The sequence below is a fragment of the Lysobacter firmicutimachus genome, assembly GCF_037027445.1.
Lineage (GTDB): Bacteria > Pseudomonadota > Gammaproteobacteria > Xanthomonadales > Xanthomonadaceae > Lysobacter > Lysobacter firmicutimachus.
The window spans coordinates 3,952,543-3,965,175 of sequence record NZ_JBANDL010000002.1; the positions used below are offsets into that span (position 1 = coordinate 3,952,543).

Below are 12,633 nucleotides of genomic sequence, written 5' to 3' on the forward strand. Positions count from 1 at the left end.
TCCCTGAATGAAAGTGCGTAGGAGCCCTGGCCGTCGTCGCCGACGGCCGCCTGCATGCTGCTAGCGCGCGCTCCCCCGCCCCCAGCTTAGCCGCCGTGGGCCGCGGCGGGCCTATGCCATTCGGTCTGGTTCGCGCCCGTCACCGCGGGGCGCGCCACGGCCGCCGCCGTCCCGTACGCGTTCAGACTCACGCCACGCTGCGATGCGGAGCTCGGGGAGGCCGCGATATAATGGTCGCTCAGCCCGCCGAGGGGCGCTGCGACCGTGAACGTCCACGGCCAGGCTCGGCGAGGCCTCGGTCCCAACGGCGCCCGGTTTGAGCACCGCCGCAACCCGCGGTGGCTCGCCGGACCCGGCATCCGCCGGCTCCCCAAAGAACTGGAGCACCCTCAATGAACGCAGTACCGAAGACCTTCTCGACCGAAGGCGACTACAAGGTCGCCGACATCTCCCTGGCCGACTGGGGCCGCAAGGAGCTGGACATCGCCGAGCACGAAATGCCGGGCCTGATGTCGATCCGCAAGAAGTACGCCGCCGCGCAGTCGCTCAAGGGCGTGCGCGTAACCGGCTCGCTGCACATGACCATCCAGACCGCGGTCCTGATCGAGACCCTGCGCGACCTCGGCGCCGACGTGCGCTGGGCCTCGTGCAACATCTTCTCGACCCAGGACCACGCCGCCGCGGCGATCGCTGCCAGCGGCACCCCGGTGTTCGCCTGGAAGGGCGAGACCCTGGAGGAATACTGGGACTGCACCCTGGCCGCGCTGACCTTCCCGGGCAACGGCACCGACAAGTACCTCGGCCCGGAATTGGTGGTCGACGACGGCGGCGACGTGACCCTGCTGATCCACAAGGGCTATGAGCTCGAGAACGGCGACACCTGGGTCGACACGCCGTCGGGCAACCACGAAGAACAGGTGATCAAGAACCTGCTCAAGCGCGTCCATGCCGAGCGCCCGGGCTTCTGGCACACCGTCGTGCGCGACTGGAAGGGCGTCTCGGAAGAGACCACCACCGGCGTGCACCGCCTGTACCAGCTGGCCGAAGCCGGCAAGCTGCTGGTCCCGGCGATCAACGTCAACGACTCGGTCACCAAGTCCAAGTTCGACAACCTGTACGGCTGCCGCGAATCGCTGGCCGACGGCCTCAAGCGCGCGATGGACGTGATGCTGGCCGGCAAGGTCGCGGTGGTGTGCGGCTACGGCGACGTCGGCAAGGGCTCGGCCCACTCGCTGCGCGCCTACGGCGCCCGCGTCGTGGTCACCGAGATCGACCCGATCAACGCCCTGCAGGCGGCGATGGAAGGCTTCGAGGTCAACACCGTCGAGAGCACCCTCGGCCGCGGCGATATCTACGTCACCACCACCGGCAACAAGGACGTGCTGACCCTGGCCCACATGCAGGGCATGAAGGATCAGGCCATCGTCTGCAACATCGGCCACTTCGACAACGAAATCCAGGTCGACGCGCTCAACGCCTCCGGCGCCAAGCGCCTGAACATCAAGCCGCAGGTCGACAAGTACACCTTCGCCAACGGCAACAGCATCTTCCTGCTGGCCGAAGGCCGCCTGGTCAACCTCGGCTGCGCCACCGGCCACCCGAGCTTCGTGATGTCGAACTCGTTCTCGAACCAGACCCTGGCCCAGATCGACCTGTGGGCGAACAAGGATACCTACGAGCCGAAGGTCTACATCCTGCCGAAGAAGCTCGACGAGGAAGTCGCGCGCCTGCACCTGGAAAAGATCGGCGTGAAGCTGACCAAACTGACCGACGAGCAGGCCGCCTACCTCGGCGTGTCGGTGGAAGGTCCGTACAAGCCGGATCATTACCGCTACTGATCGACGCCGCCTGCGGGCGGTTGCTGCAGACGAAAACGGGCGCCTTCGGGCGCCCGTTTTCTGTGCGCCGCAAAGCAACCGCCGCCCCCTACTTCAGGAAAAAGCAGCAGCCAGCAAGCGGGCATGCTGTGCAGTAGCGAAAGCTTCGCGGCAGGAATGACGCAAACCGCGGCCCCGCATCCGCGCGCGAGACGCCCGCCACGAAGGCGTGCATCCCCCGCCTCCGCCTTGATCGGCCCGATCCCGGCGCCCAGAATCGACCTGCCCGCTCCGGGCATCGCCGGCGAGGCTGCTCATGAAGAAGTCCGTTCCTGCCGCCTCCCCCGACGCCTACGTCGCCGCGCTGGACGGCTGGCACCGCCCCCTGGTCGAAAGCCTACGCCGCGCCACCCTGGCCGCCGGCACGCTCGACGAGCGGATCAAATGGGGTCACCTGGTCTATTTCAGCAACGGCCCCGTGCTGCTGATCCGCGCCGAGGAACAACGCGTGTTGTTCGGTTTCTGGCGCGGCAAGCGCCTGGTCGAACTGGAACCGAGGCTCAAGCCCGGCGGCAAGTACGAACTGGCGACGATGGAGCTGCGGGAAGGCGACAAGATCGCATCGGCGCAGGTCAAGAAGTTGGTCAAGGCGGCGATCGAACTCAATCGCAGCGTCGGCGACCCGACTGCTATTTCAGGCGACGGCTGACGCAGCGACGCTCGCTGATCCGCCCGCTCAACCCAGGCTCGGCCCGCTGCGCTGCTGGCTCTGCGCGAGCGCGCGTTCGCGCTCCTGTTCCTACGCGATGGCCTGGTTGGCCGCGGCGAGCTTCTGGTCGGATTGCTCGACCGGGGTGTTCAGCGCTTGCTCGGCGGACACGCAGACGCGCTTGCTGGCCGGGTCGTCCAGCCGACCCTCGACCGCGAAGACATGGCCGTTGTGGCCCATCGCCACATGGTCCACCCGGGTCAGGGCATTGGCCGACAGCGACACCTCGCGCCCCAGATATGTCTCGCGGTTGTCTTACCCGAAGCAAATTCCGACCAGAGAACTCAGCGAACACGCCAGCGCTGTCGAACCTCATCCCTTGCAACGCGCCTGTACCAACCGAAACACCCAACATGCTGTTTCATCCCAAATACCCGCGTAACTCCAATGGGGGGAGTTGCTCCAGTAGAGTTCAAACGGCTGGGGACTTAGGTTCGTAGGTATCTACTGAACACCAACTCACCCTCCACGGCCCGCGCGACACCAACGTCAACGCGACGCTGACCCACGAAGTCAACGGCGCCTTCAACGCCTACCCCAGGCCAGCCTCAACTTCGGCCACGACGGATTGCAGAGCGTCAACGGCGGCACCGGCCTGCGCTTCGACCAGGACGGCGTGTCGTGGAGCCTGGGCGGGTTTGGGCGGGTGGATTCGCGAACGGGGGATGCGACGGGGGGAGTTCGGTTTGATGCTCGGGTCCGGTTCTGATCGAAGCTGAGGATCGTCCGTTTGAGCGCGAGCTAACGGAGCATGCCAGAAAAGCATCGGACGCGATTGCCGCGTCAAGTTGAGGTCATGCCTTACTGCGCTGCGGGATGCTCCGCATTCCATTCCGCCGCAATACGCTCCGGACCTTTCGTCTTCCACTCCCACGCCTGCTCGGTCGTCAGGCGGCGAATTTTCCGCTCCTATGCAGATCCGTCGTTCGAGGGTGGCTGCCGTCGATCAGAGAGACTCCCCAAACAAAGCCGGCCTCATCGACGCCCAGGCATAAGCACGGATGGAAGAACACGTCTTCGTAGATATCTCCGAGCTTGACGATCACCACTCATTCTCCAAATCAGTATCCCCAGAGCTGACGACGGGGCTTCGGCCTCGCCCGAGTCGAAGCGTTCGAAAGCCAGAGTAGCCGTCCACGCATAGAAGTAGCTCTAACCCGGTTTTGCAGAGCCTGGGCGGGTCCGGGCGGGTGGATGCGCGGACGGGGGATGCGATGGGGAAGTTCGGCTTGATGTGTGGACGCGATTCTAACAACCCGCTTAAACAACAAGCCGAGAGGACATCAGCCCACCTTCGGCAGGGCCGTCTTAGAAAAAATGACAAGCCCTCCAGATTCATTATTCGCCAAGAAGTCATTCAAATGAGCATGTTCCCATTCCGAGTTCGCTCTCATTTCGCGACCAACTTCGCCTAGAAATTCAATCAATCGAGCAACCTCATCTCGATCTAGAACGACAGTAACTTCATGGAGCCTGACAGGCTCTCTAGCCCCCACAGACAGTCGACCAAAAAATTCCATCCCCTCCTCCTTTGTTATGCAACGACAACAGCGCTTACGCCATCTAACAGCCCACCATCATTCAGCAACGCTACTGGAGGATCATCTATAACCTGCCCCCCCCAAATCTTGGAACAATTTACAGGAAGCCCCGTCTCCATTTGCGCAGTCTCTCGCCAATATTTGCATAAGCACATCGTAGAAAAACGGCGGGCATATAACGAGCTTAAAACCGTGCTTTCTCAGATAGTCCTTGACGCGTCGCTTTAGCTTCGACGGATCGGTGCCGTGACTACCGGTACCATCTCTATTCACCACGATTTCTTTGCAACCCTTCTCGCAAACATGCGCATGCTCCTGCTGTCCAGTAACGTGAGGAGGATCAATTCGGACGGTTGTTGGATTTCCGCCTTGGATTTTTACAGTTTGACCCGAATTAGCTAGGCCAAATAGATCTACAAGAGCCAGTGGCCTCCCCTCAACATAGCCATAGGTTGACATGCCCGCCTCAAGGCCAATCGGATCGCTCTGCACATACCGACCGATCCCGGCATCGTAGTCCCGGAAGTAGTTGTAGTTCAGCCCCGTAGCCACATCGAACCGTTGCCCAGGAAATCGCAAGTCGAACACGAATGCGACGCCGTCCTGATCCGGATCTTGATTCGGGTTGTCGCTGCCGAAGACTTCGCTCTTGGCGTTCCACGACCAGATGGCAACGTTTCGGTTCGCATCAATGACCGACCGCGGGCCGCCTAGGTGGTCGGGTTGGACGTAGTGCAGCTTCTGCACGGTGTCGGCGCCAACTAGGACACCGACCGGCGAGCCACCTAACCACACCGCTTGCTGCTTGGCCGCACCGCTGGCTTCGTAGTCGCCGATCCAATTGCCAGCTTCGTCGTACAGGGTGTATATCGCGACAGGACCGCTGGCGCCGTTAGTCGCTGCGACGCGTTCGCCGATAGCGTTATAGCGGTAGCTACGCGCGACCACCCCACCCAACTTGACCTGACTCATCCGGTCGTTGGCGTTGTAAACGAACTCCTTCGCCGCACCACCGATACTGGTGGTGTTGCCGACCGCGTCGTAGCCGCGGGCGATGCCGCCCACGTCGCTCAGGCGGTGGCTGGTGGCCGGGTAGCTGTAGGTCGTCGTCGTGCCCGCACGTAGCAGGCTGGTGCGGTTGCCGGTGGCGTCGTAACCGTAGGTCTCCAGCGGCGTGCCGGTGGGGCCGTCGCGGGTGATCTTCAGCCGCCCAAGGGCGTCGTAGTCGTACTTGGCCAGGAACGCGCTCTGCAGGCCGTCTTTGAGTTCGGTCAGTTCGCCGGCTTCGTTGTAGCCGTAGGCCAGCGACAGGCCGCCGGCGGCCGGGTCGAAGACGGTCTTGGCGCGGTAGTCCAGGTCGTAGGTCCGGCTCAGGCTGCGGCCGTTGCCGTAGGTCCAGCCGGTGGCCGGGCCGAACGGCAGGTAGCCGACGTTGTTCAGCAGCACGCTGCGCACGCCGCCGGCCGGGGTGACGCCGATCTCGACGATGCGGCCCTGGGCGTCGCGCACGTAGTCGGCGACTGCGCCGTCCGGGTAGGTCAACGCGCTCAGTTCGCCGGCCGGGGTGTAGGCGTAGCGCAGGGTGAAGGACTGGGCGTCCACCGACTGGATCTTGCGCACCACCCGACCGAAGCGGTCGTAGCAGTACTTCAGCTCGGTGCCTTCGGTGCGCATCGCGGTGACCCGGCCGACGGCGAAGGTTTCGCCGGTGGCGCAGGCCGCGTTGACCGTGTCGTAGTCGTACTCGACGTCGTTCGCGCCGCTGCCGTAGGACACCGTCTTCGGCCGGCCCAGCGCGTCGTAGGTGTAGGTATGCGGGTTGGCGTCGTTGGCGTCCTGCTTGGTCGCCACCTGGCCGGCGGCATTGAAGGTGCGGGTGGTGATGCCGGTATCCGGGCTCGACAGCTGGACCTGGTCGCCGAAGCCGTTGTAGCCGTAGGTCGTGTTCAGGCCCTTCGGGTCGTTGACCTGGGTCAGGCGGTCGAGCGCGTCGTACTGGTACTCGATCTTGGCGTTGATGCCGCCGACGTCCTGCAGGGTCTTGGCCAGGCGGTTCAGCGGGTCGTAGTCGTTATCGGTCTTGCGGTTCAGCGCGTCGGTGGTCAGGTCGGCGTTGCCGGCCGCGTCGTAGGTGAACGCGGTCGGATGGCCGTCCGCGGTCTTGGCGGTCTTGAGCTGGCCGAGCTGGTTGTAGATCCGCGACAGGGTGCGCTTGAGCACGCCGTTGGCGTCGCGGGTGTCTTCCTGGGTGCGGTTGCCGGCGACATCGACGGTGTAGTGGATGCGGTTGCCGGCGTTGTCGTAGACGTCGCTCAAGCGGTGCGCCGCGTCGTAGTCGTAGCGGACGAAGGCGCCGTCGGGCTGGATCACCTTCTTGACCTGGCCGATCAGGTCGTACTCGTAGCGGGTGATCACGTCGTCGGCTTCGGACGCCGCGTTCGTACCGCGGACCTTGCTGGCCTTGAGCCAGCCGCGCGGGTAGTACTCCAGGTCGGTGACCACGCCGTTGGCGTCCTTGCTCGACAGCAGGCGGCCGCTGGCGTCGTAGCGCAGGTACTCGGTGACGTGGCCGAGCGCGTCGGCGACCCTCCACAGGTCGCCCTTGCGGTAGGCGCAGGTCGCCGGCGCGCTCGCGCAGGCCGGATCGTCGCTGGCGTAGTAGGTGTAGCGGGCGACATCGGCCACGTCGCTGCGCGGGCCGTCGACCGACTTGAGCAGGCCGGCGACCGGACATGTCCCCGCCGCCACGTCGGCCGACTCGCAATAGGTCAGCGTCGTGACGCGGGCGACGGAGGTAGCCGGGTCGATCGAAGATGCCGTGACGACCTGTCGGCGCGCGTTGTAGGTCCAGGCCTGCTTGCCGACCAGAGCGTTGCCCGCATCGTAGACGCGCCGTTCGGCGGGCAAGCCGACGGCGGCGTTCCAATCCGTTTGCGTGGTACGGGTCTGCGGCGTAGCCGAACCGCCCGTGGTCAGGCCTTCGATCGCCGACGTCGCATACAGACCGTTGCTGCTGGAGAACTCCGAGCGGGCTCCCGAGCCGGAGACCGAATGCGCGACCCGGTCGTTGGCATAACCCGCCGAAACCGTGCGAGAGCCGCCGTCGACGCTCGTGATGACGGCCTGCAGCGGACGCTTGAAGGGCGCGCTGTCGAAGGTATAGGTCTTTTTCGCGCCCGCAGGCAGCGTCACTTCGACGTTGGAGGCGGACGTATAGTTCAAAGTGACGCGGCCCGCCCCGCCGGCATGCTCGCTGCTGGTAACGCGGTTCTTGTCGTCGTAGGTGTAGCGCGCGACACGCACGCCTTGTTCGTCGATCACGCCGGTCAGGTTGTTCGCGTAATGGGCCGGGTTGCAATTGGCGATGGCGTTGCCCAGATGGTCGCGGCACAGCAGATCGGCCTCGGCATACAGATACTGCCGCCCGGCCCCCGAAGGACCGCCGTGGCGAACGCGGGTCAGACGGGCTGCGGCGTCGTACTCATACTCCAGCAACAGCTGACCGTCGGCCAGGACACGCTTCATGCGCATTTCGTAACGGGTGCCGCTGGCCCCGACCGGGATCGCCACACGCGTGTATTCGAACTTCAGGCTGCGCCCGCTCGACGAGGCGACGCTCGCCACGTAGTTGGCATTCGGGCATTGCTCGGTTCCCAGCACGCTGCCGCCGCAATAGCTCAAGCTGAAAGTCCGGGCGCCTTCTTCGATCCGACGCAGACGGCCGTCGGCGCCGAACCAAAGGCTTTCGCCGCTCGGTCGCCTGAGCTGCCATACCCCCTTGGCCGCGATCACCGCAGCATCGGTCTCCTGCCGCAGGCTCATGTTCGCGCTGCTCGACGGCCGGTACATCCCGGCCGAGGCCACCCAGTTGGTGGATTCGATGTAGCCGTCGGCGCGCACCCAGAGGTTCGGATAGCCGCCGTTGTCGAACATCAGCCGATCCGAGAACGGATGCGACCAACTGTCGCTCATGCCGGACAGCAAAGGCACTTCTGCGATGGAATTGTAGACCCGCTGGAAGCTCCGCCCTTCCCAATCGAAATCGCTCTCGCGGTACTCCTTGTTTCCGGTATCCGCCGCGCAGGGATTGCCGTCGCGGGGGATCAGGTCCGGCGGCAATGCATCGCAGCTTGGCGCATATTGCTTGGCCACCTTGACGATCTGCCCCATCGCGCCGTTACGGCAGATGACCGGCCAAACGCCGCGTCCCGGCTCGCCGAAGCTGTTGTCGGTGGCGGTGAAAAGCGTCGGGCACTCGTACACGTCGACACGGTTCACCCGATAGATGTACTGGTGCCCGGTAGCCGGCGCTGTCGCAATCACCTCGCGCTGATTGGGTATCGACCCGCCGCTGTACTGGATCGCATTCATGACCACATGCGCGGTCTGGCCGTTGCTGCCCCACATGGTGTGCGGCGGCGACAGATATGCGCCTCGCAGGGTCGCCGTGTAGCTCCCGGAAAGCGGATAGGCACGCAGGCTCGCAGCGACCATTTCCTCTTCCGTATCGCATTTCAGGCCATCGCAGTCGGTCGCGTTTCCGCTCATGTGGCCGTCGTAGAAGTCGCCCACGTAGCGCGCGAAGGCGCTGTCCGGAACGCGATAGTCGAACAACGTGCCGTACTGGCCGTTGTACTGCACCTTGTTCTTCTGCAGCAGCGCGTTGCCTATCGGTGTCGCCGGCTCCGTGCGGATATAGGCTTCGGCCTCGGCCAGCGTCTTGAAGGTCTGCGACTCACCATTGGGCATGTAGCGCGACGCGCGGTACTCGTATTCGGGCACTTGCGCGTCGGCAGCGCCGGCGATCGACAGGAGAAGCAGCGCCGACAAGGCTGCTGCGGAACGCTGGGCTACGACGGCCATCGGTTTTCATCCATTGAAATGCATGCGCGCGCATCGCGGCGTCCGAGCCGGCCGTACGAGGACTTCGCCTCGTCGCGCACAAGCGATCGGATTCGATCGAACGCGGGATCGAAGTCATGATTCATTAGATTCCGACGCGGTTACAACTGGAATCGGCGACGGCAGTCCGAATCGGGAGACCAGTCACACTGCTTGATGGGTTGCATAGCGACGCGTCGGCAATCGTCTGCGCATCGGCGCAACCAGCCGCTCCGACCGCCGCTGCGCGCCCTGACTGCAGCCTGCTATTTCGCCAAACTCAGCAAATACTAACCCGCTCGCCGCAACGCCCAGAACGGAATATCCCGCCGCAGTTCGAACCCATTGCGCTCGTACAAACCGATCGCGCGCGGGTTCTCGCGGCTGACGTGCAGGAACGGGATGCGGCCGCGGGCGTGGTTGTCGTTGGCCAGGAACAGCAGCAGTCGGCGTGCGTAGCCCAGGCCGAGGAAGTCGGGGTGGGTGCAGATCGCGCTGAGTTCGATGTAGTCGTGGGTGCCCATGCGCTCGCCGGCCATCGCTGCGAGGCGACCTTCGCGGTAGAAGCCGAAGTAACGGCCCAACTCCATCGTGCGCGGACGGAAGTAGTGCGGGTAGACCAGCGCCGTCAGCGCCAGCACGTCTTCGCGCTGGTCCGGGCCGAGTTCGACGATGCCGTCCGGGTCGGCTTCGCCGGCCACCGGCGCGGCGCAGACCATTTGCGCGAGATTGGCCAGATGGCGCAGCTCCCACCCCGGCGTTGCCGGCGGCGGTACGCCGAGCAGCAAGGCGGTGTCCTCGGGCGGCACCAGCGCGGCGAAGGCGCCGCTCAGCGCTTCGGCGGCATCGGCCGTTACCGAAGCGACGCCCAGGAAGGGCGCGATCTGCGCCGGGTAGCGCGCGGCCGGCTCATGGCGCTGCGCCAGGTCGAGGTGGCGGCTGATCAGCGAATGCCAGATGGGGTTGTCCAGGACGTGCGCACTCATGCCGAACGGGCCGCTGGGAGGACGCTCCCTCTATAGCGCAGCCGCGGCGACGCCGCAGTCGTCGCCGGACCCGCGGCCTGCGCAGCGGCATGGACGGCAGCCGCATGGTCCCGGCCGGCCCCGCCGCGCACCGGCGGGATCGATACTTTTATTTCATCGCGATAAAGAGATATTATCGACCCACCCCCACGCCCGCCTGCGCCCATGCTGCCGATCAGCTTCGAGTTCTATCCGCCCAAGACCGACGAGCAGCGCACGCAGCTGGACAAGACCGCCGCCAAGCTCAAATCCCACGCCCCGCAGTACGTGTCCTGCACCTTCGGCGCCGGCGGCTCGACCCTGAGCTACACCCCCGAGACCATCCGCCGCCTGCGCGAAGCGCATCGGCTCGATGCCGCGCCGCACCTGTCCTGCGTCGGCGGCACCCGCGCCGAAATCCGCGAACTGCTGGGGCTGTACCGCGAGCTGGGCTGCAAGCGCCTGGTCACGCTGCGCGGCGACCTGCCCTCGGGCATGGCCAGCGCCGGCGACCTGCGCTACGCCAACGAACTGGTCGAGTTCATCCGCGCCGAAACCGGCGATCACTTCCACATCGAAGTCGCCGCCTATCCGGAGACCCACCCGCAGGCGCGCGATGCGCTGTCGGATCTGGAGAACTTCAAGCGCAAGGTCCGCGCCGGCGCGAACGGTGCGATCACCCAGTACTTCTACAACCCCGACGCTTACTTCCGCTTCGTCGACGACGTACGCGCAGCGGGCATCGACATTCCGATCGTGCCGGGGATCATGCCGATCTCCAACTTCAGCCAGTTGCGCCGCTTCTCGGACCTGTGCGGCGCGGAGATTCCGCGCTGGATCGGCCAGCGCATGCAGGCCTACGGCGACGACGCGGACAGCATCCGCGAATTCGGCGCGGACGTGGTAGCGCAGCTGTGCCGCCGGCTGGTCGAGGGCGGTGCGCCCGGGCTGCACTTCTACACGCTCAACCTGGCCAAGCCGACCCAGACCGTGTTGGCGCGGATCGCCTGAAGCGTCCGGCCTTAACCGTTCAGACGAGGCGAAAAGCAAGCGCCGGCGTCGCAGTTCTATCTGACCTGGCGCGGCTGCTGGCCGGTTTTGCTAAAGCAGTTCTCAACCTCTATTTGCGATCGGACAAGTTCGTTCTTGAGCCTTGCGACGACGCGGCGGCTCACTGAGCCCAGGATGCATCGCCGCGACGAGCGATGCCCTCGCGACCGCCACCGCGGCTGAGGCCGCGGCGTGCCGCGGTCCCTCAATGGAGAGAACGCACCATGTCCGCACGCCATAAGCCGCTGCCCCTCAGCGTCGCCGTCGTACTGTCCCTGGGCCTGGCCGGCGCCGCTGCCGCCGCCGAACCCGCTCCGCTGTTCGGCTCCCCCGCTTCCAGCCTGGCGCGCAGCGCCGCCAGCGACAGCGCCTACCGCGCGGCCCGGGCCGAGCGCGCCGCGGTCCGGGTCGATCTGGTCCGCGCCGACACCGCGCAGATCACCGAGACCCAGGACACCCTGCTGCTGAACCTGGCTCCGGGCGTGAGCCTGAAAGCGCATAAGCTGCAGGCCGAACGCAAGCCCGACGGCGTGGTCATCTGGCAGGGCCTGGTCGGCGATCCGAACAAGCAGCTCAAGCGCATCAACACCTTCACCGGCGCCGAACTCATCGACGACCCGGAAGAGTCGGCGATCATCGTCCGCAACGGCGACAAGATCGCCGGTACCGTGCGCAGCGGCGGCAAGCTGTACCGCATCGATCCGCTCAAGCGCGGCGGCCACACCATCAGCCTGATCGACGAATCGCGCATGCCGCCGGACCATCCGGCCTCGGGCTACAACGCCAAGCCGATCGTGCCCTTCGTCAACGACCCCGGCTTCGACGAGGCCGCCTTCAACCAGAAAGCGCCGTACACGGTGCGGGTGATGGTGGTCTACACCCAGGCCGCGGCGAACGCGGTCGGCGACACGCTGGCCAAGGCCAATCTGGCGATCACCGAGAGCAACCAGAGCTTCGCCAACAGCGCGGTCAACGTGCGCTTCCAACTCGCCGGCCAATACACCAGCAGCTACGTGACCGCCGGCTTCGATACCGACCTGAGCCGCTTCCGCGGCACCGCCGACGGCTATCTCGACAGCTACCACACCACCCGCAACAACATCGCCGCCGACGTCAACGTGCTGATCATCACCGACAATGCGTACTGCGGCCTGGGCTATCTGAACTCGAACGCCGCCGGCGCCTTCAGCGTGGTCGGCCACACCTGCATGACCGGCTATTACAGCTTCGCCCACGAGATCGGCCACAACTTCGGCGCTCACCACGATCCCAACAACGGCACCAACACCGTCTATCCCTACGGTCACGGCTACTGGGCGCCGAACAAGACCTGGCGCACCGTCATGGCCTACAACTGCGGTTCGAACTGCCCGCGCCTGAAATACTGGTCGAACCCCAACATCACCTACAACGGCGTGCCGATGGGCACCGCGGCGAAGAGCAACAACGCCCGCGTGCTCAACGAGCGCGCCGCGACGGTGGCGGCGTTCCGCTGAGCCCGGACGCAGGCGGCGCCGCGCGCGCCGCCTGCCTTGGCCGGCCCGCCCACCGCGGCCGGATCCGGTGCACGG

General features: G+C 65.3%; 7 protein-coding genes, 1 pseudogene and 1 riboswitch. Of the genes and pseudogenes, 4 read left to right on the forward strand and 4 right to left on the reverse strand.

What is annotated here, in order from left to right:
- Positions 1-242 precede the first annotated feature (242 nt).
- Positions 243-320, forward strand: a riboswitch (S-adenosyl-L-homocysteine riboswitch).
- Between the two features lie 72 nt (positions 321-392).
- Positions 393-1,838, forward strand: coding sequence for an adenosylhomocysteinase (gene ahcY / locus V2J18_RS17105; protein WP_064747742.1), 1,446 nt, complete (start codon positions 393-395; stop codon positions 1,836-1,838).
- Positions 1,839-2,133: 295 nt separating this feature from the next.
- Positions 2,134-2,526, forward strand: coding sequence for a DUF1801 domain-containing protein (locus V2J18_RS17110; protein WP_336132420.1), 393 nt, complete (start codon positions 2,134-2,136; stop codon positions 2,524-2,526).
- A 93-nt stretch (positions 2,527-2,619) separates the two neighbouring features.
- Here V2J18_RS17110 and V2J18_RS17115 read toward each other — a convergent pair.
- From V2J18_RS17115 to V2J18_RS17130, 4 genes and pseudogenes are all read right to left on the reverse strand, one after another.
- Positions 2,620-2,841: pseudogene (locus tag V2J18_RS17115) on the reverse strand (XVIPCD domain-containing protein); the annotation flags it as partial.
- A gap of 632 nt (positions 2,842-3,473) precedes the next feature.
- The gene (locus V2J18_RS17120) at positions 3,474-3,635 is read right to left on the reverse strand and encodes a hypothetical protein (RefSeq protein WP_336132421.1); all 162 of its coding nucleotides are present in this window, start codon (positions 3,633-3,635) and stop codon (positions 3,474-3,476) included.
- 552 nt (positions 3,636-4,187) lie between these two features.
- Positions 4,188-8,990 (reverse strand): RHS repeat-associated core domain-containing protein, encoded by a 4,803-nt coding sequence (locus V2J18_RS17125; RefSeq protein ID WP_336132422.1) that lies wholly within the window; start codon positions 8,988-8,990, stop codon positions 4,188-4,190.
- A gap of 308 nt (positions 8,991-9,298) precedes the next feature.
- Positions 9,299-9,994: a GNAT family N-acetyltransferase gene (locus tag V2J18_RS17130; RefSeq protein ID WP_336132423.1), complete on the reverse strand. Its 696-nt coding sequence runs from the start codon at positions 9,992-9,994 to the stop codon at positions 9,299-9,301.
- Between the two features lie 204 nt (positions 9,995-10,198).
- On the opposite strand from V2J18_RS17130, the gene metF reads away from it, so the two are divergent.
- Entirely contained in the window at positions 10,199-11,023 is an 825-nt protein-coding gene (metF, locus tag V2J18_RS17135) for a methylenetetrahydrofolate reductase [NAD(P)H] (RefSeq protein WP_064747752.1), read from the forward strand.
- Positions 11,024-11,286: 263 nt separating this feature from the next.
- The gene (locus V2J18_RS17140) at positions 11,287-12,558 is read left to right on the forward strand and encodes a M12 family metallo-peptidase (protein WP_336132424.1); all 1,272 of its coding nucleotides are present in this window, start codon (positions 11,287-11,289) and stop codon (positions 12,556-12,558) included.
- Positions 12,559-12,633 lie beyond the last annotated feature (75 nt).

Coding starts and splice junctions, on each gene's coding strand:
- ahcY (WP_064747742.1), top strand. CDS start 393: ATGAACGCAGTACCGAAGACCTTCTCGACCGAAGGCGACTACAAGGTC.
- V2J18_RS17110 (WP_336132420.1), top strand. CDS start 2,134: ATGAAGAAGTCCGTTCCTGCCGCCTCCCCCGACGCCTACGTCGCCGCG.
- V2J18_RS17125 (WP_336132422.1), bottom strand. CDS start 8,990: ATGGCCGTCGTAGCCCAGCGTTCCGCAGCAGCCTTGTCGGCGCTGCTT.
- V2J18_RS17130 (WP_336132423.1), bottom strand. CDS start 9,994: ATGAGTGCGCACGTCCTGGACAACCCCATCTGGCATTCGCTGATCAGC.
- metF (WP_064747752.1), top strand. CDS start 10,199: ATGCTGCCGATCAGCTTCGAGTTCTATCCGCCCAAGACCGACGAGCAG.
- V2J18_RS17140 (WP_336132424.1), top strand. CDS start 11,287: ATGTCCGCACGCCATAAGCCGCTGCCCCTCAGCGTCGCCGTCGTACTG.